This window comes from Nonomuraea sp. NPDC048881 (genome assembly GCF_040649795.1).
Classification (GTDB): Bacteria; Actinomycetota; Actinomycetes; order Streptosporangiales; family Streptosporangiaceae; genus Nonomuraea.
Map to the genome: position 1 here is coordinate 168,286 of NZ_JBEZGC010000017.1, position 23,870 is coordinate 192,155.

General features: G+C 71.7%; 26 protein-coding genes. 13 read left to right on the forward strand and 13 right to left on the reverse strand.

All coding sequences use genetic code 11. The features are described from left to right. The first annotated feature begins 104 nt into the window (after nt 1–104). Nucleotides 105–1,523, forward strand: a complete 1,419-nt coding sequence (locus AB0C33_RS40575; protein ID WP_358298074.1) for a serine hydrolase domain-containing protein — start codon at nt 105–107, stop codon at nt 1,521–1,523. 32 nt (nt 1,524–1,555) lie between these two features. Continuing rightward, nucleotides 1,556–2,491, forward strand: a complete 936-nt coding sequence (locus AB0C33_RS40580) for a MerR family transcriptional regulator (protein ID WP_358298076.1) — start codon at nt 1,556–1,558, stop codon at nt 2,489–2,491. Here the strand turns inward: AB0C33_RS40580 and AB0C33_RS40585 are convergent. Continuing rightward, on the reverse strand, nt 2,425–3,402 hold the full coding sequence (locus AB0C33_RS40585; protein ID WP_358298078.1) for a DUF5937 family protein: 978 nt from the start codon (nt 3,400–3,402) through the stop codon (nt 2,425–2,427). The two genes, AB0C33_RS40580 and AB0C33_RS40585, sit on opposite strands and share 67 nt — an antisense overlap. Before the next feature lie 57 nt (nt 3,403–3,459). Here AB0C33_RS40585 and AB0C33_RS40590 point away from each other — a divergent pair, with 57 nt between their 5' ends. Further along, nucleotides 3,460–4,665: an MFS transporter gene (locus AB0C33_RS40590; protein ID WP_358298080.1), complete on the forward strand. Its 1,206-nt coding sequence runs from the start codon at nt 3,460–3,462 to the stop codon at nt 4,663–4,665. Between the two features lie 15 nt (nt 4,666–4,680). Here AB0C33_RS40590 and AB0C33_RS40595 read toward each other — a convergent pair whose 3' ends face one another. The 3 genes from AB0C33_RS40595 to AB0C33_RS40605 form a co-directional block, all read right to left on the reverse strand. Continuing rightward, nucleotides 4,681–5,286 (reverse strand): ester cyclase, encoded by a 606-nt coding sequence (locus tag AB0C33_RS40595; RefSeq protein ID WP_358298082.1) that lies wholly within the window; start codon nt 5,284–5,286, stop codon nt 4,681–4,683. A 94-nt stretch (nt 5,287–5,380) separates the two neighbouring features. Beyond that, the gene (locus AB0C33_RS40600) at nt 5,381–6,163 is read right to left on the reverse strand and encodes an SDR family oxidoreductase (protein ID WP_358298084.1); all 783 of its coding nucleotides are present in this window, start codon (nt 6,161–6,163) and stop codon (nt 5,381–5,383) included. A 49-nt stretch (nt 6,164–6,212) separates the two neighbouring features. Continuing rightward, the gene (locus AB0C33_RS40605) at nt 6,213–6,938 is read right to left on the reverse strand and encodes an SDR family oxidoreductase (RefSeq protein ID WP_358298086.1); all 726 of its coding nucleotides are present in this window, start codon (nt 6,936–6,938) and stop codon (nt 6,213–6,215) included. A 130-nt stretch (nt 6,939–7,068) separates the two neighbouring features. Here AB0C33_RS40605 and AB0C33_RS40610 point away from each other — a divergent pair, with 130 nt between their 5' ends. Then, on the forward strand, nt 7,069–8,025 hold the full coding sequence (locus AB0C33_RS40610) for a LysR family transcriptional regulator (protein ID WP_358298087.1): 957 nt from the start codon (nt 7,069–7,071) through the stop codon (nt 8,023–8,025). A gap of 65 nt (nt 8,026–8,090) precedes the next feature. Here AB0C33_RS40610 and AB0C33_RS40615 read toward each other — a convergent pair whose 3' ends face one another. From AB0C33_RS40615 to AB0C33_RS40630, 4 genes are all read right to left on the reverse strand, one after another. Then, nucleotides 8,091–8,420 (reverse strand): hypothetical protein, encoded by a 330-nt coding sequence (locus AB0C33_RS40615; RefSeq protein ID WP_358298089.1) that lies wholly within the window; start codon nt 8,418–8,420, stop codon nt 8,091–8,093. Further along, nucleotides 8,417–9,427, reverse strand: a complete 1,011-nt coding sequence (locus AB0C33_RS40620) for a hypothetical protein (RefSeq protein WP_358298091.1) — start codon at nt 9,425–9,427, stop codon at nt 8,417–8,419. Before AB0C33_RS40620 ends, AB0C33_RS40615 begins: the two co-directional genes overlap by 4 nt. After that, nucleotides 9,424–10,683 carry an MFS transporter gene (locus AB0C33_RS40625; RefSeq protein ID WP_358298093.1) on the reverse strand — a complete coding sequence of 420 codons (1,260 nt, stop codon included), beginning with the start codon at nt 10,681–10,683 and terminating at the stop codon, nt 9,424–9,426. The genes AB0C33_RS40620 and AB0C33_RS40625 overlap by 4 nt, the downstream gene beginning before the upstream one ends. A gap of 70 nt (nt 10,684–10,753) precedes the next feature. Continuing rightward, nucleotides 10,754–12,040: an alkaline phosphatase family protein gene (locus AB0C33_RS40630; protein ID WP_358298095.1), complete on the reverse strand. Its 1,287-nt coding sequence runs from the start codon at nt 12,038–12,040 to the stop codon at nt 10,754–10,756. A 341-nt stretch (nt 12,041–12,381) separates the two neighbouring features. Here AB0C33_RS40630 and AB0C33_RS40635 point away from each other — a divergent pair, with 341 nt between their 5' ends. Continuing rightward, a complete protein-coding gene (locus AB0C33_RS40635; protein WP_358298096.1) occupies nt 12,382–13,368 on the forward strand; it encodes a helix-turn-helix domain-containing protein in 987 nt (328 codons plus the stop codon). Nucleotides 13,369–13,534: 166 nt separating this feature from the next. Here AB0C33_RS40635 and AB0C33_RS40640 read toward each other — a convergent pair whose 3' ends face one another. Then, on the reverse strand, nt 13,535–13,780 hold the full coding sequence (locus AB0C33_RS40640; protein WP_358298098.1) for a hypothetical protein: 246 nt from the start codon (nt 13,778–13,780) through the stop codon (nt 13,535–13,537). Nucleotides 13,781–14,112: 332 nt separating this feature from the next. Here AB0C33_RS40640 and AB0C33_RS40645 point away from each other — a divergent pair, with 332 nt between their 5' ends. The 3 genes from AB0C33_RS40645 to AB0C33_RS40655 all read left to right on the forward strand — a co-directional run bounded on the left by AB0C33_RS40645 (nt 14,113) and on the right by AB0C33_RS40655 (nt 16,330). Continuing rightward, complete coding sequence (locus tag AB0C33_RS40645) at nt 14,113–14,502, forward strand: RidA family protein (RefSeq protein WP_358298100.1); 390 nt, start codon at nt 14,113–14,115, stop codon at nt 14,500–14,502. Next, complete coding sequence (locus AB0C33_RS40650) at nt 14,499–15,119, forward strand: DsbA family oxidoreductase (RefSeq protein ID WP_358298102.1); 621 nt, start codon at nt 14,499–14,501, stop codon at nt 15,117–15,119. The genes AB0C33_RS40645 and AB0C33_RS40650 overlap by 4 nt, the downstream gene beginning before the upstream one ends. 80 nt (nt 15,120–15,199) lie before the next feature. Continuing rightward, nucleotides 15,200–16,330, forward strand: coding sequence for an NADH:flavin oxidoreductase (locus AB0C33_RS40655; RefSeq protein ID WP_358298104.1), 1,131 nt, complete (start codon nt 15,200–15,202; stop codon nt 16,328–16,330). 36 nt (nt 16,331–16,366) lie between these two features. Here the strand turns inward: AB0C33_RS40655 and AB0C33_RS40660 are convergent, their stop codons facing one another. Continuing rightward, complete coding sequence (locus tag AB0C33_RS40660; protein WP_358298105.1) at nt 16,367–17,005, reverse strand: CGNR zinc finger domain-containing protein; 639 nt, start codon at nt 17,003–17,005, stop codon at nt 16,367–16,369. Nucleotides 17,006–17,076: 71 nt separating this feature from the next. Between AB0C33_RS40660 and AB0C33_RS40665 the strand changes: the two genes are divergently transcribed. Both AB0C33_RS40665 and AB0C33_RS40670 read left to right on the forward strand, forming a co-directional pair. Then, nucleotides 17,077–17,826: a metallophosphoesterase gene (locus AB0C33_RS40665; RefSeq protein ID WP_358298107.1), complete on the forward strand. Its 750-nt coding sequence runs from the start codon at nt 17,077–17,079 to the stop codon at nt 17,824–17,826. Beyond that, nucleotides 17,823–18,440 (forward strand): LysE family translocator, encoded by a 618-nt coding sequence (locus AB0C33_RS40670; RefSeq protein WP_358298109.1) that lies wholly within the window; start codon nt 17,823–17,825, stop codon nt 18,438–18,440. Before AB0C33_RS40665 ends, AB0C33_RS40670 begins: the two co-directional genes overlap by 4 nt. A gap of 576 nt (nt 18,441–19,016) precedes the next feature. Here the strand turns inward: AB0C33_RS40670 and AB0C33_RS40675 are convergent. Next, complete coding sequence (locus AB0C33_RS40675) at nt 19,017–19,295, reverse strand: hypothetical protein (RefSeq protein ID WP_358298111.1); 279 nt, start codon at nt 19,293–19,295, stop codon at nt 19,017–19,019. A 766-nt stretch (nt 19,296–20,061) separates the two neighbouring features. Here AB0C33_RS40675 and AB0C33_RS40680 point away from each other — a divergent pair. From AB0C33_RS40680 to AB0C33_RS40690, 3 genes are all read left to right on the forward strand, one after another. Next, nucleotides 20,062–20,934, forward strand: coding sequence for an aminoglycoside phosphotransferase family protein (locus AB0C33_RS40680; protein WP_358298113.1), 873 nt, complete (start codon nt 20,062–20,064; stop codon nt 20,932–20,934). Nucleotides 20,935–21,123: 189 nt separating this feature from the next. Further along, the gene (locus AB0C33_RS40685; protein ID WP_358298115.1) at nt 21,124–21,897 is read left to right on the forward strand and encodes a hypothetical protein; all 774 of its coding nucleotides are present in this window, start codon (nt 21,124–21,126) and stop codon (nt 21,895–21,897) included. Between the two features lie 97 nt (nt 21,898–21,994). Then, entirely contained in the window at nt 21,995–22,360 is a 366-nt protein-coding gene (locus AB0C33_RS40690; protein WP_358298117.1) for a hypothetical protein, read from the forward strand. 237 nt (nt 22,361–22,597) lie between these two features. Here AB0C33_RS40690 and AB0C33_RS40695 read toward each other — a convergent pair whose 3' ends face one another. Together AB0C33_RS40695 and AB0C33_RS40700 are read right to left on the reverse strand one after the other, a co-directional pair. Further along, nucleotides 22,598–23,209, reverse strand: coding sequence for a hypothetical protein (locus tag AB0C33_RS40695; RefSeq protein WP_358298119.1), 612 nt, complete (start codon nt 23,207–23,209; stop codon nt 22,598–22,600). A gap of 287 nt (nt 23,210–23,496) precedes the next feature. Further along, nucleotides 23,497–23,870, reverse strand: a 374-nt coding sequence (locus tag AB0C33_RS40700; protein WP_358298121.1) for a TetR/AcrR family transcriptional regulator C-terminal domain-containing protein, incomplete at its 5' end; no start/stop codon positions are given.

Below are 23,870 nucleotides of genomic sequence, written 5' to 3' on the forward strand. Positions count from 1 at the left end.
ACGTGGGGGTCACGTTGAAGCCGGCGACCGCGCCGGCCGGTGACGAACCGGTTTCCCGTTCCGGCTTGACCCTGCCCCTAGGGCAAGGCTCCACGATGTTCCGCATGAACAACGCACTGCACACCGTCGAAGCCCGGATCCGCGACCAGGCCGCCACCTCCTGCGAGTCCGGCGGCATCCCCGGATTCGTCGCCGGCGTCTACCACGCCGGCGAGCAGATCGTCGTCGCCCACGGCACCGCGAACCTCGCCACCGGCGCCCCGATGCGCGAGGACACCGGTTTTCTCTTCGGCTCCGTCACCAAGGTCCTGACCACCACGCTGATCATGCGGCAGGTCGACCACGGACTGCTGGACCTTGACACCCCGGTGGTGAAGTACCTTCCCGAATTCGCCCTGTCCGCGCCGGGCGCCGCGGACAAGATCCTGGTCCGGCACCTGCTCTCCCACACCAACGGCATCGACGCGGACCTGTTCTTCCCCGACGCCCAGGGCCGCGACGCCTTGAAGACCTACCTCACCGGCCTCGCGAGCGACTGCGGCGCCTTGTTCGAGCCCGGCGAGCAGCTCAGCTACTCCAACGGCGGCATGATCGTCGCAGGCCGCCTGCTGGAAGTGGTGACCGGCACGCCCTTCCCCGACCTGCTCGCACGCGACATCTACGGCCCGGTCGGCATGAAGGACTCCAGCACCTCCGCCCGGCAGGCCATCCTGCGCAGCACGGCAGTCGGCCACTTCCTGAACCCCGAGACCATGACGGCCGAGCCCACGAACATGTTCACGCTGCCCGACACCTGGGGACCGGCCGGCGGCACGCCGATCGGCACCGTCGCCGACCTGCTCGCCTTCGGACGCACCCACCTCGCGGGCGGGGTGTCGCCTTCCGGCGCACGCGTCCTGTCGGCCGAGTCGACCGCTCTCATGCGGCAGGTCTCGTACGACATGGCGTCGCCGAACACTCCGCCGATGGGCCTGGGCTGGGTGCTGTACCCGTTCGGCGACACCACCGTCCTGGCCATGTCCGGGGCGTCGCCCGGCGGCGTGTCCATCTTGTGTGTCCTGCCCGAGCACGACCTCGTCTTCACGGCCTTCGGCAACAGCCCGGGGGCGATCATGCTGCATGACCAGATCCTGCAGTGGCTGCTGAGCGAGCATCTCGGTGTCCGGATCCCGGCCCTGGTCACCGGATCGGAGGATGTCGACCTCACCCCGTACGTGGGCACCTACCGCTCCAACCAGCTCCGCATCGAGGTCAGCATCGTCGACGGCCGGCTCGAGGAACGGACGACCTACGAACCGGCGGACGAAACGCAGGAGCGGATCTTCACCGAGTTCGCCGGCGGCACGACCTCCGCCCCGCCGCAGCGCTACGTGCCCATCCGGCCGGGCCTCTTCGCGCCCGCCGGCTACCCGCGGGAGACGTTCGACGGATACCTGCGCCTGCTGCTCGTCTCCTACCACGACGTCCGCGACGGCCAGGCGCGCTTCCGCAACGGCGGCGGCCGCCTCACCCGCCGGATCTGACCACTCCCGGCCGGACTGGAAGGATGTCCAGCATGCTCACGATTGGCCAGCTCGCGGACTACGCCGGAGTGACCATAAAAGCCATCCGCCACTACCACGAACGCGGTTTGCTCGCCGAGCCCGACCGCGACTCCTCCGGTTACCGCCGCTACACCGCCAATGACGCCATCGACCTCGTCAAGATCAGGACCCTGGCCCATGCGGGCGTGCCACTGGCCCGCGTCAAGGACCTTCTCGACGCCGACCCGGACGCGCTCGCGGCAGCCATCGCCGAGATCGACCACAACCTCGAAGACCGCGTCGCGCAGCTGCTGCGAACCCGCGACCAACTCGCTCAGCTGCGCGGCGGCGACCGGCTCTTCGTCTCCCCGGAGGTCGCCGACCACCTGGACGAGCTGCGCCGGCTCGGTGTGAGCGAGCGCCAGATACACCTGGAGCGCGGCGGCTGGATCCTCATGCAGACCGCCTCGCCCGAGGACGCCTCCTTGTGGATCGCCGAGAAGCGCGAGCTCATGGCTGATCCCGAGTTCCGCGCCCTCTATCTCGAACATGATGCCGCCTACGACTGGCCCGCGGACGATCCCCGCCTTCCCGCCCTCGCGGACCGGACCCGGAACTGGTACGCCAACCACCCCAGCTGCTCCGAGATCCGCCGCGTGCCCAACCCCGCCATCGCCCGGCTGGCCGCGCAATCCCAGCCGGCGGCCTCATCCCCCGGCTGGGACCGCCTGGCCCTGCTCATCAGGCTGACCTCCGCGATCGTGGAGTCGTCGAACGCTCCGGCGAAACGCGTCACCCGGCCGTGCAGGTCACGTGACGCCGCCGCGGGCGGTCCGCACCAGGGTCGCCGTGCGGCGCACGGCCTCCGCAGGAGGACGGAGAGTGCCTGGCTGCGCCCGGCTCAATCCCCTTCACGGTGGAGTGCCGAGCCGGCGACCAGGGCGTCGCCGAGTTCGGAGCGCAGGTAGAGGACCGAGCGGCCGTGGCGGGCGCTGGCCAGCAGGCCGGCGGCGCGCAGGGTGCGAAGGTGCTGGTTGACGGCCGAGGTGGTGACGCCCAGGCGGCCGGCGAGCTCGGTCGAGGAGGCGGGGGCTTCGAGCGTGGTGAGCAGCCCTGCCCGGGTGGCGCCCAGAAGGTCGGCGAGCACCGCCGGGGAGGTACGGGGCTCGGACTGCCAGAGCGTGCCGGCGCCCCGGGTGCCGTACATGACCAAAGGGGGCTCCGACGGCGAGATGGGGGTCGTGGGGGCCCGGCTGAAGAGGGTCGGGACCAGGGTGAGGCCCTCGCCGCTGGTGGCGCGCCGGTAGCGGGCGTCGCTGATCAGCCGCATGCGGACGACCCCGTCCTTCAGCTGGACGCGTTCGTTGAGGTCGGCGAACATCGCCGCCAGGCCGTGGGCCGAGATGACCTGGCCCCGGTGGACCACGTCGGCCTGCAGCACCGCCCGCATCCTGGGCCACCACGGCGCGAAGCAGGTGCGCCAGTAGTCGCGCAGCGCGTCCAGGATGCGGGCCGACGGGTCGCCGCGCAACGGCTCGGGGAGCCGGGGGTGGATGGCGCGCAGGTCGTCGAGCACGCGCCCGGCGGGCACGCGGGCCAGGGCGGCGAACTCGTCGTCGATGCGGGTGAGCGGCGCGTGGGGGCGGGGCGACAGGTAGTCCGGCGTCCACATGTCGTCGTTGGTGAGCGCGCGCAGCAGGGGCACGTCCAGCGTGGAGCGGACCTGCTCGGTGCGGCGTAGCCAGGGCAGGTGCACCGGATAGCGCCCGGGGTCGCGGAACGTGCGCAACGACAGCGTGAGCTCGTTGAGCGGCGAGATGGCGAAGCGGACGTCCGCGACGTCCATGCCCGCGAGCTCGTACTCGATCAGCCCCGCCATGAAGCCATACGCTACATCAATTGGCGACAAAGGCCCTATCGCGGGATAAAAGCCACCGTGATCCAGACCTTCTTCCCCAGCGACCGCGTCGCCCGCTCGCTGACCCTCAGCACGATGGCGTTCGCGCTCTCCAGCGGCGTCTTCTACACCGTCAGCACGCTGTACTTCACGCTCGTCATCGGGCTCGGCGTGCAGACGGTGGGTCTCGGGCTGGGCATCGCGGGCGGCACCGGGGTGCTGGCCTCGTACGTGGGAGGGTGGCTGGCCGACCGGTTCGGCGCGCACCGCGTCCAGACGGTGGCGACGGGGCTCAACGGGCTCGCACTGCTCGCCTACACGTTCGTCTCCGACGCCGTCGTGTTCACCCTGATCGCCTGCATGGCGGTGATCATGCGTTCGGTGGGGTCCTCCTCCAAGCAGGCGATGCTGGCCCGGTGGTACCCCGGCCCGGAGCGGGTCGAGATCCGGGCCCGGATGCGGGTGGTCACGAACGTCTTCATCGGCCTGGGCACGGGCGCCGCCGCGGCGGCGCTGCTGATCGGCACCGCGGCGGCCTACCGGGTGGCGATGGTCGCCGCCGGGGTCCTGCTGCTGGCGGCGACCGTGCCGCTGGCCGGGCTCGGGCGTCAGGTGCCGGAGCTGGCCGCCGGGATGACCGCCGTCAGGCGGCGCGCCGCGTCCGGCGGGCCTTCGCCGCTCAGGGACCGTAGGTATGTCGCGAGCGTGGTGTGCAACGCGGTGGTGGCCATGCAGTTCGGCCTGCTGACCGTCGGCGTGCCGCTCTGGGTCGCCACCACCGACGCGCCCACCGCCATCGTCTCCGTCCTGCTCGTCCTCAACACCGTGGTCGTCGCCGCGCTGCAGGTCCGCGCCTCACGTGGCACCGACGACGTGCGCCAGGCCGGGCTCACGGTCAGGCGCGCCTCGTGGCTGCTCGCTCTCGCCTGCGGCCTGTACGCCCTGGCCGCCTACGGGAACGTGATCGTCGCCTGCGTCCTGTTCGTGCTGGCCGCCTTCGCCCACACCATGGGAGAGATCCTGGGCGAGGCGGGCGGCTGGGGCATGGCCTTCGAACTGGCCGACCCGCGCAGCGCGGGCGCCTACCAGGGGCTCAGCCAGACCGGTTACGCGCTGGCCGCCATGGTCTCGCCGATCCTCGTCACCACCGCCGTCGAACACCGTACGGCGGGCTGGCTCGCCCTGGCCGCGCTCTTCGTCCTGGCCGGCACGGGCGCCGCCGCGGTGGCCAGGCACGCGGCGTAGGGGTCAGGCGGGGTGTCAGCCGTCGACTCCGAGCTGGCTCAGCAGCGTCGCGTTGTCCTCGATGTGCCAGTCTTCGATGATCTTGTCGGCGCCGACGTGCTGGATGTCGATGGCGTTGAAGTCGACGCTCTGGCCCTTGCCCTGGACGCCGTTGAAGGCGCCGGTGAAGTGGCCGCGGAAGACCAGCCGGGCGGTGATCTTGTCACCGGTGACCAGCAGGTCGGCCAGCTCGCAGGTCAGGTCCGGCACGGCGGCACGGAAGTTCTTCGAGGCGAAGACCGGGCCGGTCGGGCCCTGCGGACGGCCGGCCGGCAGGGTGTTGTCCTTGAACCGCGGGCTGACCGCGGCGTCCAGGTACTTCTGCTCGCCGGTGTTCCAGAACGTGTACAGCTTCTGGGCCAGGTGGACCTCCTGGGCCGCGCGCCTGTCGCCGATCGAGCGGTCCACGGTGATCGCCTTGGGCTGGACCAGGTCGGGTGAGTGGTCGATCAGGCGCTGGGGCCAGGCGTGCGGGCCCTGCCGGTGACTGTCGTCGTGCGCATGGGCGGCCGTGACGATGCCGCCCGCGAGGCTCGCCGCCACGGCGACGACGGCGACGCGGACAAGGGTGCGTGAACGCATGAGCGGTACTCCTCGAATCAGCCGGCACGCTCGGCGCGTGCCGGGAAGGCCGTCCGGTCCCTTCGACCGGGCGGAGGAACGGGGTGATGACGGGTCAGATCTGACGCAGTGCGCCGCCGTCGACGGCCCACTCGGCACCGGTGACCTGGCCGGCGAGCGGCGAGAGCAGATAGGCGATCACCCGGGCCACGTCCTCGGGCTCGCCGAGCCGGGCACTGGGCAGCCGGCGCACCTCGCGGACGAAGTGGTCGACGGCCGCCTCCGGCGCGAGACCGAACTGGGCGCCGAGCTGCTCGGCGAACCCGCCGGGGGCGTCCCACAGCCGGGTGCGGGTGGGGCCGGGGGCGACGACGTTGGAGCGCACCCCGCGCGGGCCGAACTCGCCCGCCAGGGTCTTGGACAGCGACAGCAGAGCCGTCTTGGCGGCGGCGTAGTCCACCAGCGGCACATCCGGCAGGCGAGCGGCCTCGCTGCTGACATGGACCAGCGAACCGCCGTGCTCCAGCAGGGCGGGCAGCGCGGCGCGGGTCATGCGGACGACCGAGTGGAAGTTGAGGTCGAACGCCGTCCGCCACTGCTCGTCGGTCACCTCCAGGAAGCCGCCGCGCGATTCGAGGCCGCCCACGTTGTTGACCAGGCCGTCCAGGCGTCCGTGACGGGCCAGCACCTCGGCCACGGCCTGGGCGGGCGCGCGTGGATCGGTAACGTCGGCGGCGACGGCGCTCACCCGGGCTCCGAGTCGCTCGATGCCCTCCGTCCCGCGGGCCGTGCCGACCACGAAGGCGCCTTCGTCCGCGAGGGTGCGCACGGTGGCCGCGCCGATGCCGGCGGAGGCTCCGGTGACCAGGAAGACCTTGCCTTCCAGGTGAAGATCCATCAATTGCTCCTGATGTCAGTCGGGTCGGGATGATTCGGCGGGCCAGCGGTCAGGCGAGGCGGCCGCCGCCGTCGACGTGCAGCACGGTGCCGGTGACGTAGGGGTTGTCGATGGCGTAGAGAACGGCCTTGATCAGGTCCTCGGGGGTGCCCACCCGGCGGGCCGGGTTGCGTTCGGCCACCCCGCGCAGGAACGCCGCCTTGTCGGCGCCCATGCCGTCCCAGGCGCCGGTGTCGACGATGCCGGGGGAAACAGCGTTCACCCGGACCGGCGCGATCTCCACCGCCAGCGCCCGCACCAGGAAGGCCAGCGCGCCGTTGGTGGTGGCCATCACCGTGCGCGCGGGCGCCGGACGCCAGGCGACCACACCGGAGAAGAAGGTGAACGAGCCGTGCTCGGACACCTGCCCCACCAGGTTCTTGGCCAGCAGCAGCGGCCCGATCACCTTGGCCGAGAACGCTCGCTGCACGTCGGCCGCTTCGAGGTCCTTCAGCGGGCCGTTGGCCGGCGCCGCGGCGGTGGAGACCAGATGGTCGAACCGGCCGAGACCTCCGGCGAAGTCGGCGATCGACCGCTCGTCGCAGAGGTCGAGCACGCGCACCTCGGCGGGCCCGGACAGCTCGGCGGCCGTCCACTCCAGCTTGCGGAGATCCGGCCCGGCCAGTACGACAGCGGCGCCGGCCGCTGAGGCGGACCTGGCCAGCGCGCGCCCGGTGTGCGAACCCGCGCCCACCACGACGAGCCGTTGTCCCTTCAAGCGCGTGTCATCGGACATGGGAGAACTCCTTCGAACAGTCGGGGATCAGCCGCCCGACCTTGCCGGTGGCGGCCACGTCCACGACTCTGGCTCACCCACCTGCCATGAGTCCAAGGCTTGTTTTCTACCGGATCGATAAACTCTGCTCATGGCGATGGCGACGCTCCGGCAGCTCGAATACCTGGTCACCGTGGTGGACCTCGGCTCCTTCACCCGCGCGGCCCAGCACCTGCACGTCACCCAGCCCGCGCTCTCCCACCAGATGCGGGCGCTGGAGACCGCGGTCGGCGGCCCACTGCTCGAACGGCTTCCTCGCGCGGTACGCCTGACCCCGATGGGCAGGGCGGTGCTGCCGCACGCCCGCGCCGCCCTGGCCGAGGCCGAGCGCCTGCACAGGGTGGCGCGGCGCACGGCCGGACTGGAGGAGGGCGAGGTGGAGGTGGCCGCCATCTACTCGGTCAGCCTGGGCATCCTGCCGCCCGTCCTGCGGGCCTGGCGCGGCCGGCACCCCGGCGTACGGATCCGGCTGCGCGAGTACCCGCACGCCGACCGGCTCCAGGCCGCCATGGCCGCCGGCCGCGCCGACCTCGCCGTCGGCCCTGTGCCCGCCGGTTGGGAGGGACCGATCCGCGAACTCGGCGTCGAGGAGTTCGGGATCGTCCTGCCCGCCGACGACCCCCTTGCCGGCAGCCCCACCGGCAGGGTCGCCCTCAGCGATCTGGCCGACCGCGCCTGGGTCCACTACGCCCCCGACAACGGTCTCGCCGATCTGCTCGACCAGGTCTGCACCCAAGCGGGCTTCCACCCGCAGGCCGCGATCCGCGCCGAGCAGACCTCCGCCGCTCCTCTCCTCGCGGCCGCCGGACTCGGTCCGGCCCTGGTTCCGGCCAACATCATCCCGCCGCACTTCGACGGCGTCCTGCTCCGCCCCGATCCGCCGATCCGCCGCGCTCTCGCCGCCTACACCCGCACCCGTCCCGACGCCGTCACCGTGGCCTTCGCCGACCTCCTCGCCCAGCAGGCGCGCGTCAACCCGGCGTGCTTCCCGGCGACCGCCGTCTCCCAGGAGCGAGCGGCTGCCGACGCGCCGTCGAATCCGCTCTGATCAACGTGGCATCGGAGGTCCCGCGCCGTTCGACCTCCCAGCGCGACCCCGCACCTCGCGCCGCATCACCGCCGAGTACGGCGCCCGTCCCCCTCGCGAGGCGCCGGCCGTGGCTCCCCTTCCAGGTCGGCCAGGAGCGACAGCGCCAGGTCCTCCAGCAGGCGGTAGCCCGTCGAGGACGCCTCGTCCAGCGCTTGACGGGCGTACTGGAGCGCACGGCCGTGCCTGCCCAGGCCGGCATGTGCTCCTCGATCAGGTGCGCGGCGGCCGGGCCCGGTTCGGCGTGTGCCCGTGACGAGCGGGCCGAGACGACGTCGAGCAGGTTGGCGTTCGAGAGCGGTCCGGACGAGGGCGGCCGTGACGTCGTCGGGCAGCGGCTCGAACGCGCTGATCACTCGGCCTCCGTGCCGATGACGCCGCCGCCGAGGGCGGCGGGGGACGCGGCGTCGGGGATGAGGATCCGCGGGGTGCCGGTGCCGTCGGCGGGGACCGTCCAGACGTCGGCGTGCTCCCGTCCCCGGGGGAGGGCGTAGGCGACGGTCCGCTGGTCGATCCAGGCGGCCTGGTCGTCCACGCCGCGGGTCTCGGCGAGCGGGGTGACCCGGCGGGTGGCCAGGTCCAGCACCGACAGGCGCCAGCCACGGGCCGGATCACCGCCGAGCGCGGACTTGAAGGCGATCCGGGTGCCGTCCGGAGAGAGCGAGGGGCACTCGACGTTGTCCGTCAGGGCCCGCAGGCGGTGGCTGTCGAGGTCGCCGAGCACCAGGTAGCGGCGCCCGGCGGTGGACATCGTCGCGTAGAAGCGGCGGTCGTCGGGGGTGAAGGTGACGCCCCAGAAGTTGAGGTCCCTGGCCCGGTACGGCCTTCCGCCCACGGTGACCGGCCAGTCCTCCAGGGTGGGGATCAGCTCCTGAGTACGGGTGTCGAGGATGCCGACGCGGGTGGAGAAGCGGCCGCCGTTGTAGGAGTCGCCGGTGACGAAGACCGTCCAGGTCACCAGCCGGCCGCTGGGCGAGACCCTGGCCCTGTTGGGCACGCCGACCAGCGGGATCTCTCTGACCGTCCGGAGCCGCGCGTCCAGGACCGCGAGCTGGTACGTCGTCAGCCCGGGGTCCGCGCGCAGACACAGCCCGGTGCCGCCGGCCGCGTACAGCCTGGCGCACGACAAGGCGGAGACCGCGCGCGCTCCGGCGGGGTCGCCGGCCGCGACGGACACCAGCCGGCCGGAGCTGCCGGCGGTGGTGCTGAGCGCCACCAGCCGCGGTCCGGGGACGAGCGAGACGCTGTCCGCGGTTCCGGCCCGCGAGGACGTGCCGGCCGCTCTTGCGATCATGATGGACGCTGCTGCCAGGACGGCGAGCCCGGCGATGCCGGCGACCAGGAGCCGTACGCGGCCGGTCACGGCGCGTTCTCCACGGTCGTGCGGCGGCCTGTCAGGAGGACGGCCGTGGCGGTGGCGGCCACGGCGGCGGCGACCGCCGCGGCCCCGGTCGCCGCGGTGCTGCCCCAGTTCGTCCAGGCGAGCCCGAAGACGAGGGAGGAGGCGAGGTAGGCCAGGGCCTGCACGGTCTGTACGCAGGCCAGCCCGGTGGTACGCAGGTCCGCGGGCAGGAGCGGGCCGGCCAGCGCCATCAGCACGCCGTCGGTGGCGGCGTAGAAGGCGCCGTAGCAGCAGAGCGCGGCCACCGTCACGAGGACGGTCGGCAGGGCACTGCACAGCAACAGGTAGACGGCCAGGAGCGCGGCGTACCCGGCCAGCAGGACCGTGCGGCGGCCGTACCGGTCGGCCAGCGCGCCGAAGGGGGCGGCCAGGAGCAGGTAGACGAGGTTGGTGCCCACCGCCAGGAGCGGGAACCAGCCGGTCGGCATGGACTGGCGGGCCATCAGGAGCAGGTAGACGAAGCCGTCGCCGATGGTGGCCAGTCCCAGCAGGCCGGCGGCGTAGAGCAGCCTGCGGACCCCGGCGGCCCGCAGCAGGCCGCCGGCGGCGCGGAGGGTGACGGGAAAGGCCGCGGGCCGCCTGTCGCGGCGGTCGCGGGCGAAGGCGGCCAGGACCAGCAACCCGGCGACGGCGACGCAGAAGCTGGTCAGGAACAGCGCGTCGAACGCGGCCGGGGTGGCCGCCCCGACGGCCGCCAGGACGCCGAGCGCGGCCAGCGGCCCCGCGAACGCGCCCATGCTGTCCATCGCCCGGTGGATGCCGAAGGCCCGGCCGAGCAGCGACTCGGGGACCGACAGGGTGATGAGCGCGTCGCGCGGCGCGGTACGCAGCCCCTTTCCGGCCCGGTCGGCGACGATGACGGCGCCGAGCGCAGGCATCGATGCGCCGGCGGCCAGCAGGCCCAGCTTGGCCAGGGCGGAGATGCCGTACCCGGCGGCGGCGACGGCCTTGCGCCTGCGCAGGCGGTCGGCGACGTAGCCGCCGGCCAGCCGCAGCAGGGCCGTCGCGCCGGTGTGGAGGCCGTCCATCAGGCCGTAGGCGGCGGGGCTGAGGTGCAGGGTGAGCACGAAGTAGAGCGGGAGGACGGCGGTGACCATCTCGGCGGAGACGTCGGTGAGCAGGCTCACCGCCCCCAGCACGACGACGTTGACGCCGATGGCGCGCAGGCCCCGGCCCGCGCGGCCCCGGGGTGGCCGGTCGATGGTGGACAGGTACACGGGCTGGTTCGCCTCCTCGGTGGCGGTGGGGAAAGGCCCCCGCCGGGCGGGCGGCGGGGGCCTGCTCGGGTCAGCCCTGGGTGATGGACAGGTCGTCGATCTGGGCTTCGAAGAGGCTGGCGGCGCCGGTGTCGGCGGCCTCGACCGACAGCCGTACCGTGGTGCCGGCGTAGGCGGACAGGTCGGCGGTGGCGCTCTGCCAGGCCCCCGCCGTCTCGCTGGCGGCACCGGTCCGTTCGATCAGGGTGGGACCGCCCGCGACGCCGATCCGCAGGTGGTCGTCGGCGCCGGAGTTGTCACCGTGGGCCAGGTTGTAGGACAGGTGCAGGGTCAGCGGGCCGGTGGCGGGCAGGGTGATCTGCTGCGGCACGCCGCGTTCGAACGTCCCCGCGGTCGCCGTGTCGGTCCCGGACGTGTTGACCTGCCAGCCCTGGTCGGACTCGAAGTCGTCGGAGAAGACCGTGGTCCCGGGGGCGGAGGTCGTCCAGGCGTCGGTGACGGGAGACTTGCCGGCCGCGTTGCCGAGCGCGGGCAGGCCGTACATGTCCTCGATGGTGCGCAGCACGTTGTAGTGGTTGATCTGGGTGGTGGACTGGTAACCGGCCTTGACGTGGGCTCCGGCGAAGACGGTGTAGATCTGGTTGACGGAGGTGAAGTTGTCCTCGTCGAAGGTGGCGATGAGCAGGCTGTTGTGCGTCTTGGCCCACTGGACGTACCCGTCGAGCCTGCTCTTGGTCCAGGAGTCGCCGGTGCCGACCGAGCAGTCGTGCATGTCGTTGCACATGTCGGGGATGACGAACGAGACCGTCGGCAACATGCTGTAGTCGCTGGGGAAGGCGGAGTACGCCACGTGGTACGCGGAGCCGCTCACCGTGGGGAAGTCCGCCCAGGGGGCGTGCTTGCGTCGGTACTTGCCGCTGCTGCAGCCGGTGTACCCGGCGCTGGGCAGGCCCTCGGAGTAGGCCCTGAACGTGCGGCCGGCGCTCAGGAGCTGCTGGCCGAGGTTGCCGCCGCTCAGCGCCTTGGGGCAGTCGTCGTTGGTGACGCCCTGCTGGGAGCCGGAGAACAGCGCGATGTAGTTCGGCTGGCTGGGGTGGGTGACGCCGAAGGAGTTGGTGAACAGCGTTCCCTGCGAGGCCAGGGAGTTGAGGTAGGGGGCCGAGGAGCCGCCCTTGATGGTCGAGTAGTTCTTGTTCTCGAACAGGACGATGACCACGTGGTCGAACTGCGGGACGGCCGCAGCGGTGGTTGCGGCGGCGGGCACGGCGGCGTCCGCCGGCGGTGGTGCGGCGAGCGCGAGCGCGGCCAGGAGCGCCAGAGCGGGCACGCGGGCTGGGACGGCGATGCGGGAGTGCATCGTTGGACCTCCTTGCAGGGGGTGAGGGATCAGTGCTGGAGGAGGCGGTTGACGGTGTCGCGGCCCGCATTCCGGATCTCGCCGTGGGTGGCGTCGGCGGGAGGACGGGACGGTCCGGACGAGGGCGCATGACACCTCTGGGAGGGGAATGGGGGGCGTGTCGAGTCCGGTGTACTCCCGTCCGCCGCCGGGTGGTGGCGATCCGTCGCCAGTGGCCGGAATGGGCACGGCGGTCCCTCGGCGGACCGGCCGCCGCCGACGCGGAAGTGGGTCCTGCGTGACCGAACCCCTGCATGACAGGATTTGCCCGGCCACGTCAAACCGGACGTGAAGGGATCCTCATGAGCGACGACGACCTGCTCGCGCACCTGCGCCGCCTCGGGATGGCATCGCAGGAGGCCGAGGTCTACCTGGCCATGCTGCACACCGGCCGGACCACCGCCGCGGACCTGGCCGAGCATCTGGGCCGGCAGCCCGGCGAGGCCGAGCGCTCCCTCGGCCGTCTGGTCGACCTGGGCCTGGCCACCGCCGCCGGCGGCCCCGGACGGCCGGAGGCCACGGCCGTGGAGCCCACCATCGCGCTGGACCACCTGTCCCACGCCAGGTCGGCGGAACTTCTGCAGGCGCGCACCGCGGCGGTCAACGCCTACCGTCACTACCGGCGTTCGGTGCGCCCCCAGGCCACCGACGATCTCGTCGAGGTGGTGACCGGGCCGCGCATCGTCGAGCGGATCCAGCACATCGAGGGCACGGTGGAGTCGCAGGTGCTGCGCTTCGACTCGCCGCCGTACCACGTCCGCGTGGGGGCCAATCCCACCGAGGTGCACAACCTGGAGCGCGGCGTGGAGTACCGGGTCGTCTACTCCAAGTCCGCGGTGGAGAACGGCCTCTACTACGCCGCCAACATCCGGCCCTGCATCGCGGCGGGCGAGCATGCACGGGTGCTGCCGACCGTCCCGGTCAAGCTCACCGTCTTCGACCGGCGGCTGGCGATCGTCTCGATGTCGTTCGTCGAGGCGGAGGTCAACGACTCGCTGCTGGTGGTGCGTCCCTCCAGCCTGCTGTCGGCGCTGGCGGGGCTCTTCGAGACCTCGTGGCGCTCGGCGTTCCCGATGCACCTGAGCGACCGGGTCCCGGCCGCGTTGCGGCCGATGCACGTACGGATCCTGGAACTGCTCGGGACCGGGATCACCGACGACACCATCGCGCAGCTCCTGGGCATCAGCCGCCGCACCCTGTCCCGCAACCTGGAGCAGCTCAACCAGCGCGCCGGCACCGTCACCCGCTTCCAGCTCGCCCTGTACGCGGCCCGCCAGGGCTGGATCTGACCCGCCCGTCGAACGCACTCCTGCACCGAGCACCTGCGGGTCGCCCAGGAGCGAGCAGGGCGCGTGCCAAGAGGTGCACGGCCACCCCTGCCAGGATCGGTTCCTGCCCGGCTCTGGAGAGATCTACGACGCCGGTCGCGATGGGGTGTCGTCACCCGACTCCGGTTCAGGCCAGGGGGCGGAGCTGGTCTGCCAGGTAGTCCGGCTCCTCGTGGGCCATGAAGTGTCCGCCGCGGTCGATCCGCTCGTCCGGGTTCACGGCCGAGGAGTCGATGCCGGCGGTGAGGCTGCCGGAGGTCATGTGGTCCCGACCACGCCGGCCGGGGACAGGGCGCCGGAGCCATTGGGTGACGCTGCCGCCGATGTCCCCGCCGAACGCGCCGTAGCGCTGGTGACCGAGGGTGGTGGTCATCAGGTGCTGCCAGGTCTCGGCGATCCGATGACCGGCTAAAGGCCCGTGGGGTGTTTCGGAGTACCCGAAACCCGGCAGTGAGGGGATGACCACGTCGAAGGGGGTCGCATGCTCCGGCAATCGTCAGGTGGTCGGTGAGCTACGTCTGTCGAGCGACCTGATTCTGGCAGCGCTTCACGACCCGAGCCGTCAGCTCACCCGCGGCAACCGGCTTGACCTCCGGATATGTGCGCGTCCCGGTGAGGCTTCCGCCCCTCAGGACTTGACAAGAATATACATGTACATGCAACATCTACTTGCACGTACAAAGTATGCACATACAAGGAGATGTCATGAAGCGTGAGCGCGTGAGCACCACCCCCGACTGGTACGAGCCCTATGCGATCTCGCAGGCGATCAAGGTGAACGGGTTGGTGTTCGCCTCCGGCCAGGCCGGCTTCGACGAGAACGGCGTCACCGTCAGCGACGACTTCGAGGCCCAGGCCCGGCAGGCGTTCGCCAACCTCGACCGGGTGCTGAAGGAAGCGGGATCCAGCCTCGCCGACGCGGTCAAGGTGACCATCCTCGTCACCGACCTGGAGCCCAACCTGGACACCATCATCAGGCTGCGCAGGGAGTTCTTCACGGAGCCCTACCCCGCCGACACCCTGATCCAGATCTCCCGGCTGGCCCAGGCCGACTGGAAGATCGAGGTCGACGCGACCGCGGTGGCGCGTTCATGAGGATCCAGATCTGGTCCGACTACGTCTGCCCGTTCTGCCTGCTGGCCAAGGGGCCGATCCAGGAGGCCGTCGCCGGACGTGACGTCGAGGTCGAGTGGATGCCGTTCGAGCTGCGCCCCGAACCCGTTCCGACGCTGGAGCCCGAGGGCGCCTACCTCCAGGACATCTGGAAGCGGACGATCTACCCGATGGCGGAGCGGATGGGCGTCGACATCCACCTGCCGGACGTCTCGCCCCAGCCGTACACACGACTGGCCTTCGAGGGTTACCAGTACGCCAGGGAGCACGGCGACGCAGAGTCCTACAACGACCGGCTGCTGCGGGCCTTCTTCGAGGACGGCCTCGACATCGGCGACCTGGACGTGCTCACGGACCTGGCCGCCGGGCTGGGCCTCGACGCGGCGGAGTTCCGCGCCGCCCTCCTCGACGGCCGCTACGGCGAGACGCACCAGGCCGCGCTCCGGCAGGCGCACGAACTGCGGATCCGTTCGGTCCCGACGATCATCATCGACGGCGCCCACCGGATCGAGGGCGTCCCTCGGGCCGGCGCGCTCCGCGAGGTCCTCGACAAGCTCACGGAGCCCGTGCAGACCTCATGCGGCGTGGAGGGCTGCTGAGGGAGGGGGCGGAAGCGCACGCACCCTCGCCGCCGTGCGCGCCGCGCAGCAGACCTTCGACGCATCAAGGGAGTACATCCATGACGAACCACCACACGCTGCTGCCCGTCCGGGTCGGCGGTCTCGACCTGCCCAACCGGTTCGCCGTCGCGCCGATGACCCGGGTGTCCGCCGCCCCCGACGGCACGCCGACCCAGGAGATGGCCGAATACTACGAGCGGTACGCGGAGGGCGGATTCGGGCTGGTGATCACGGAAGGCACCTATACCGACACCGTCAACAGTCAGGGTTACCTCAATCAGCCGGGCATCGTCTCCGCCACCCACGTGTCGGCCTGGCGTGAGATCACCGGCAAGGTGCGGGCCGCCGGGAGCCGTATCGTGCTCCAGCTCATGCACGCCGGCGCGCTGTCGCAGGGGAACCCGTATCGCGCCGACACGGTCGGGCCGTCCGCCGTGCGGCCGCGTGCGGAGATGTTGCCCGAGTACGGTGGGTCCGGAAGCTGGCCCACGCCCCGGGAGATGACCGGCGCCGACATCGAGGCGGCGATCGGCGGCTTCGTGGCCTCGGCCGTCCGGGCTCGGGAGGCCGGCTTCGACGGGGTCGAACTTCATGGAGCCAATGGCTACCTGCTGGACCAGTTCCTCACCGACTACACCAACCGCCGCGCCGACTCCTACGGCGGCCCGGTCGCGAACCGGATCCGGCTGACGGCCGAGGTGGTGGCCGCGATCCGGGCCGAGCTCGGCGCCGGCTTCTGCGTCGGCGTGCGGCTGTCGCAGGGCAAGGTCAACGACTTCGGCCACCGCTGGCCCGGCGGCGCGGCCGACGCCCGGATCATCTTCGCCGCGCTGGCGGCGGCGGGTGCCACGTACCTGCACATCGCCAGCGAGGGACGCGACTGGATCGAGACCGCCCGGCTGGACGGCGGCGTCACGATCACGAGTCTGGCTCGCCAGGTGAGCGGTCTTCCGGTCATCGCCAACGGCGGCATGCACGATCTCTCGCAGGCGGCCCAGGTTCTGTCCGGCGGCCATGCCGACCTGCTGTCCATCGGCCGGGGCGCGCTGGCCAACCCCGATCTTCCCCGTCGCGTGTCGCGGAGCCTGCCGCTGGAGACGTACGACCGTCGCATCCTGGAACCCATGGCGACGCTGAGCAACGCGCGACAGCGGCTCCAGGGCATGCGCCGCCTTCGTCATCCCGCCTAGGATCGCCGCTGTGCCGCCCGGTTCATCCCGCAGTGGTCAGGGCCCGGCCTCCTCTTGGGCGGTCGTGGCGTTGTGGCGCTGGTAGTGGCGTGCGGCCCGGGCGCGGTTACCGCATGACGGCTTGCACCACTCCTGCCGCCCGTGGCTCTTGACGAAGTAGCGTACGCACCGCGGCGCGTTGCAGGCCCGCAACTGCTCACGCTGCGGACCGCTCAGGAACTCGATGGCGGCTCGCGCCAGCGCTGCGATCAACTGGACGCCTGCATCGCGCTCGGTCGACAACACTTCCGTACGGGGTGTTCCGCTCGCGGGCCAGTCGAGTTGCGGGACGATCGCCTCACGGGCGGCAGCGGCGTTGAGGTGCGCCAGCGCCTGCTCGACCGGCATCAGCCGGTGGGCGTCGGCCCGGCTCGGAGGCGCCGGGCTGACCGCCTGCGCGAACAGCGCCCGCACGGCCCGGCGGAGCCCGACGATCTCGCTCCTGAGCTCCTCCCCCACCGTGAGCTCAGCTACGTCGGCGCGGCCGGCCAGCAGCTCGGCCTGCTGATGGATCCAGCGGGTCGTGCTCTGCGCCGTCGCCAGGTCGTCGGCGACACCGCCGTCGCCGTCGTGGCGGATCGTGCTCGCCAGTTCCAGTGCCGGCCAGCGCTCCACTCCAACCTCCCGGTTGCTCACGTCCTCTTCCGTACTCTATGGTCCCTAACGCTAAATCCCATTTAACCATTAGACAGCTTGGGGATCGCACGATGACGTTGCTCCTGGCCCAGATCAGCGACCTGCACCTGGACGGCACCGACCGGGCGACCCGGCGCGCCACCCAGGTCATGGACCACCTCAGGGCGCTGCCCCGCCCGGTCGACGCCCTGCTGGTCACCGGTGACATCGCCGATCACGGCGCGGAGGCCGAGTACGAGCAGGCCGCCCAGCTCCTGGCCGCCCCCTTCCCGGTGCTCACCTGCCCCGGCAACCACGACGTCCGCCCGGCCTACCGCAAGGCGCTGCTGCGACGGCCACCCGCGCCCGGCCCCGTCAACCAGGTGCACCACGTCGCCGGCACCGCCATCCTGATGTGCGACTCCACCATTCCCGGGCGCGACGAGGGCCGGCTCGACGCCGAAACCCTCGCCTGGATGCACGCCACCCTCGACGGGCTCGCCCCGGACACGCCCGCGCTGATCGCCTTCCATCAGCCGCCCGTCGTCCTCCACCACCCGTTGCCCGATTCCGGGCGGCTGGAGGCGCCCGGCGACCTGGCCGCGCTGCTCGACGCGCATCCGCAGGTCGTCGCCGTGCTCACCGGCCACGCTCACACCGCGGCCGCTTCCACTTTCGCCGGTCGTCCCTTGATCGTCGCGCCGGCCGTCACCTGGACCCTGCGCCTGCCGTGGGAGGGCGACCGGCCCGCCGACCGCGACCAACCGCCCGGCCTCGCCTTCCACGTCCTGGACGACGACCACCGCCTCACCACCCACTTCCGCGTCGTGCTCCAGGCATGACCCACACCTACGCGGTCACCGCGTTCCTCCTGGCGATCCTGCCCGTCATCGCCACTCCGGGCGCCAGCCTGACCCTGCTCGTCCAGCACGTCACGGCCGGTGGTCACCGGCGGGCCCTCCCGATCATCCTCGGCACGGTCAGCGGCCTGTACGCCCACGCGACCCTGGCCATCGCCGGGCTGTCGGCCCTGGTCATGCACTCCAGCCAGGCCTTCACCGTCGTCAAGCTCCTCGGGGCGGCCTACCTCATCGGCCTCGGCCTGTGGACCTGGCGGTCCACCACCCTGCCCCCGCCTCCCGAGCTCACGGATCGGCCGAGACGTACCGGCTCCGTCTACACCCAGGCCCTGCTGGCGAACGTGCTCAACCCCAAGGCGGCCTCCATCTACCTGACCCTGGTCCCCCAGTTCATCGTGCCCGGCCGTCCCCTCAACGGGCAGATCCTCACCCTGGCCACCGCCCATGCCCTGCTGATGGCGGTGTGGCTGCTGACCTGGACGGTCCTGGTTCGCCGAGGGGCGCACATCCTGCACAAGGCCCGCTTCAAGCACGCAGTCGCCAGGGTGACGGCGGTGGTGCTCGTCGTCCTCGGCGTCCGGGCCGCCACGACGTAGGCGCTGTCACGGTCGGCGGCGTCAGCGCTCCCGGGGGCGCGCGGCCGGCTGCCGGCCGTCAGCGCGCCCTCGGTCAGTTCGTCGGCGTGACGGAGCCGCCACTGGACCGCGCGCCGGTTGAACCAGACGCGGCCGCCGTTGCCGGCCAGTTGAGTCAGTGTGAGGGTGGGCAGTGCCAGCTGCAGACCGTACAGGGCGGTGAGCGCGATCAGCATCAACCCGCCGCCACCCACGCCGCCCACCGACGACAGCCAGGCCAGAGCGAAGGCCAGCAGTGACGCGGTCATCAGCACGGGGATGAGGCCGGTGGACGACTCAAGAGCCGACGCGCTCAGTCGTGAGATCCCACCGGGCAGATGCTGGACGAACAGGACAACTGTCGGGCACACCGGAAGGCCTCTCCGGCTCCCACGCTCGCGGGAACCACGACCTCCAGGCTTTTGCCCCTTCAGTTGACCGGTGGCCGCCGAAGCCGCCGGCGGTGTCGCTCGGACCAGGCCCACCAGACCTGCATGAAACGGGCCGGGCGGCGGAACCCCAGACACTCACCCGGCACCGTACCCTCTGGCGGGGTTCTCACAAAGTGCCGGTCCAGATGGGGGCAGGACCGCCGTCATAGTCGCGCTTCCTCTTCGCCCCCACGACCCGACCAGCCAGGACGCGCGACGCGGCGAGCAACCCCATGGACGACGGCTCGGCGCCCCACCCGACGCCCGCCCGGAACACCGAGCCCCCACCGGAACCCACGCCCGAGCCGTCGCAGCAGCCCACCCAGGCGCCCGCCCAGCCGCAGCCGCCGTCCCCGATGGAGAACCCGTTCACCTGCATCCCGTCGATGTGCTGAGCCCCGGCCATCCCGCGATGAAATTCGCGGAATCTACGGCGCCGTCACGCATTGACCTGCGGAGAAGAGCAGGGAGATCACCGGGCAGGGCACGCTGGATGCCTTCGTGCGGACCACCTAGGTGCACCCGCTGGCATCCACTTCCCCCGGACGGCCGGTCTCGCAGCGCGTCGACCAACCTGACCAAGAGCCCGTGGAGCTGAGGGCTTCGTCGGCCTGGTGAGCGCGGCTCAGGATGGCGCGCTGACAGTGGCGGCCAGGCCCTGCGCCGACACCGGCACGGCACCGGCACCGATACCGCACCAGCACCAGCACCAGCACCAGCAAGAAACCGAATGCGCCGAACCGGCCGGGTGGTGTTGCATACCAACGTGACCGGCCGGCCCTCGCACTTCTCCATCAGCAGTCGACCGTACGCAGGTGCCGACGCAACCCCGGCCGCCCACCGGACGTACCTTGCAACGGCGTCCCGACCGGCGACGCCCGCCACTTCGGCCCCTTCCCGCTGCCGCGCCCTCCCGAGCAGGCCGACGCGCGCACGCCCATCCTCACCGCGGCCGGCCACCGGCTCTGCGGCGACGGCTCCAGCACGGCGCTGCTTCGGGGTGATCCGGACGTGAGCGCTCTCCTTGACCGGCCCCTGACGGCCCGGGACGACCATGGCCTCGGGGCCGCCATGCCCGGCCGCGCCGAGCTGGTCACGACGTAAAGGACGCTCGGCCAGGCCACGGGCCTGCCCCGCACACATCGACTTCAGCAGGGAGAGGCACCGAACACGTGAAGGACACCGAGATCCCGCGGGCGGTGGCCGCGGCCGTCGACACGGCCGCCGAGTACGGCCTGGGCGCCGACGACGCCGCTGTGCTGCACAGCTCGAACCGGATCGCCGTCCGACTGCGGCCCAGCGGCATCCTCGCCCGGGTCGCGCCCCTCGCGAACCGCCCCGACTTCGAGGTCGAGCTCACCCGGCGCCTCGCCGGGACCGGCAGCCCGGTGGCGGGTCTCGATCCGAGGGCCGAGCCGCGCGTCCATCTCCGCGACGGCTTCGCCGTCACCCTCTGGACCTACTACGAGCCCACCGCCGCACCCGAGGACCACCCGCCCGCCGCCTACGCCGACGCCCTGGCCCGGCTGCACGCCGGCCTGCGCCGCATCGACCTCGCCGCCCCGCACTTCACCGCCCCGCACTTCACCGACCGCGTCGCCGACGCCCTCAGGGTGGTCGAGGACCCCGCCGTCAGCCCGGACCTCGGCGCCGCGGAACGCGCCCTGCTGACCGACACCCTCCACGGAATCAGCCGCGCGATCCTGGACCGCGGCCCGCGGCAACAGCTCCTGCACGGCGAACCGCACCCCGGCAACCTGCTCGCCACCGCGGACGGACCGCTCTTCATCGACCTGGAGACCGCCTGCCGCGGCCCCGTCGAGTTCGACCTCGCCCATGCTCCGGAGGACGTCGCCGCGCACTACCCAGGCGCCGACTCCGGGCTGCTCGCCGACTGCCGGATCCTCAGCCTCGCCCTCGCGGTCTCCTGGCGTTGGGACCGCGACGACCAGCTCCCCGACGGGCGCAGAAGGGGCCGGGAATGGCTCGCCCAGCTGCGGGCCGACCTCGACCGCCGGGAGCACGCCGCCGGTGGCGGCCACTGAGCGGCGGCTCCGCCGTCCCGCGGCCCGTTTCTGCCGTGTACTGGCGACACCCGGCACACGGGCGTGCGGGGAGGCCGGCGGCGGAGCATCTTCGCTGCAACATGGCGTCCATGCGAAGACATCGCCTGGGTCAACTTCGGCCGGGCTCCCCGCGTCGTACCTGATGTGGATCTTGCCAGGCGCCGGGGGTTGCGTATCGCGGCCGCGGCCATCACCCTGTTGTTCACCCTCGGCGTCTTCGACCAATTGAAGACACCTGCCCTGCCGATGCCGGCACGAGCCGCCGCCTCGGTCGAGGAGATCGCCGACCGGCTGCACGAGTACCTCGACGACGACGTCACCTACGCTCCCTACGTCACCCTCCCGAGCACCCCCTTTCTGGCGTGGTGCTGGCCGGAGAGGATCGAGACTCGGATGCCGCCGGAGGGCGTGCCCGCCTACAGCGGCAGGCTGCTGCTCCCGGAACTGGACGAGCCGCTGGAGGTGCGGTTCTGGATCACCTCCCCCGAGGCCGCGATCCGCGCGGTCGCGACGGCCCGCCGTGGCACCGCCGAGTGCGGCCGCTCCGGCGATGACGTGCTCAAGGACGTGACCGGCTTCAACCAGTGGGGGTGGCGTGGCGTGCAGGCCCTGGTCACCACGGATGCCTGGACGGAGCACGGCGACCCGGGTGCCCAGGCGACGATCGTGGCCGCTCGGCGCGGGCTGCTGGCGGAGGTGACATGGGCCTGGCCGTTCGAGATGGACGGCGAGCCTGACCCGCAGGTACTGCTCCAGGGCACTGCGTCGGCCACGTCCGTGCTGGCAGCCGTCGGCGGCGCCCCTGCCAGGTCCGCACCCGCCCCCGCCACGCGGTCGGCCTCGGCCGCGATGGCGGCGGCCCTGCCTCCTGCCTCCTGCCTCCGCATACGGCAAGGACATGGTGTCGTGGCCGGTCCCAGGGAGCGCGCCAGGCTCGCATGAGCTGGTCTGCGCGGACCCCTTTCATGAGCAGAACGCCTACGACGGAGCGCCCGCCGTTACCCGTCGCCTGATCGGCGAGGTATCAGTCCGCGAGGACGTGCTGTTCCTGCCCGATGAGCAGAGCGCCGAACAGGCACGTACCGAGCTGCTCAGATGGGATGGCTCATGCCTCTCCGACGAGGGTGACCAGTCCTACAGCATCGATCCCCGACTCGAACCCTTCACCAGTGGCCCCTGGACGGGCGAGATCAGGACCTTCGCCGTGCAGGACGCCGACCTGTCGCATCGCCCCAAGGGCACCGACCGCCACTCGATCGCTCATGTCGCCGTGGGCGTGCGCCACGGCACCACCATGGTCTACCTCCGCTGGCAGGGACCGGCAGGAACCGACCCGGCCGCTGCCCTGCGCACCGGCCACGCCGCGATCATGCACACACTCGGCCGGCTGCCCGTGGGCGGTTGAGCTTCTCGATCATGACGCTCACACCGCATCGACGCATCGTGATCTTGTCGAGAATCGCACGATGTCCGACATGATCGTCCGTACGCCTGAACGTCACATGCTTCTTGGGGACCGGTCGGGCTGGTCTTCAGAATGCCTGGCAGGCGGCCGTGGTGCTCGAACAGGGCGGCGACGGCTGTCGCATCAAGTCTGCGGAAACGCGGAACCCTGACCTCAACCCTGATCTCGCGGGAGGCCTCACTCCGGGACGCAGTGCACGCGGGAGTAGACGTTGAGCAGCCGGTCCGTGGGATTCTTGGCCCTGACCTCGTAGCTGCGGGGTTTGCCGTCGGCGTCGAACACCAGGGCCGCCTTGGACACGATGACGTCCGGCACGGCCGCCTCGTTGTACAAGTCGGTGATCTCGTAGCCGCCGCTCACCGCGATCTGCCCGCGCAGGCACTTGCCGATGTAGGACCCCGCGGTGCGCGGATGCAGCAACGCGCTCAGCGTGCCCTGGAATTGGCCGTCGAACGGGTTCGGCCCCTCAGGACCCGTGGGTCCGGCAGGGCCCGCAGGACCGGTGGGGCCCGCGGGACCCTGCTGGTTCCACGTGATGACCCGCTCCCCGGCCGCGCACCCCTCCGGACCCGGCTCGGCGGGGGGCGCCAGTTCCGTCTGTGTCGTCGGGGTGGGCGACGGGTTGGCCGTGGGCTGCGCGGTGCCGGGAACGCGCAGCGTGCCGCTTGACGTGACGCACGCTGTGATCACACCGTCGGAGGCCACCACCCCGGCGACCGCCACCCCCGAGCCTCCCACGATCAGCCCCGCCACTGCTCCGACCGCCAGCATGGTCTTCCTGCCGCTCATCGTGCCCCTTCCTGCCGTATGACGACCCCACGCCGTCGGGATGACGTCCACCGTTGTGCATGGCACTGGTATCTGGCTTGGAAGTCATTGTGATCTTCAGGGCGTCCGAGCGATCACCCGAAAGATCCCGAGCCGGTCGGGGCATGCTTCGCGGGCGAGGAACAACGGGACAGCGATCAGCGCTACGGGCTGTTCGAGCAGGTCAAGGCGGTGCACGAAGAACCGTGTCGAGTCGGCTCTTCGGCCCGAACGAGGCGGGAACGACGGCTTGCTCCGGCGGGGAGCGACTATCGGGCCCGGCGGGCGATCAGCGCCTCTATGCCGTCCAGCAGGAGGTCGAGGCCGAACCGGAAGTCGGCGTCCTCCGTCCAGCCGGTGGAGTCCCTGAGCAGGCCGGAACGCATCATGCCCGACAGTGCCGGGTACGTCGCGGGGTCCAGGACCTCGGTGAGCACCTCGCCGTACTCGGCGGCTCCCTTGGCCCTGGCCGCGGGGGCCTTGCCGCCGGCGCCGAGCGAGTGCGTGAGTGTGGCGTCGGTGAGGGCGTAGCCGCTCAGCACCGTGGTGGCGTTGAACTTCTGGCCGTCGTCCAGCCCGGTGTCGGACAGCGCGTCCAGGGCCCGGTCGAGCCAGAGCAGCCGCCGCGGGCCCATGGGCGGGG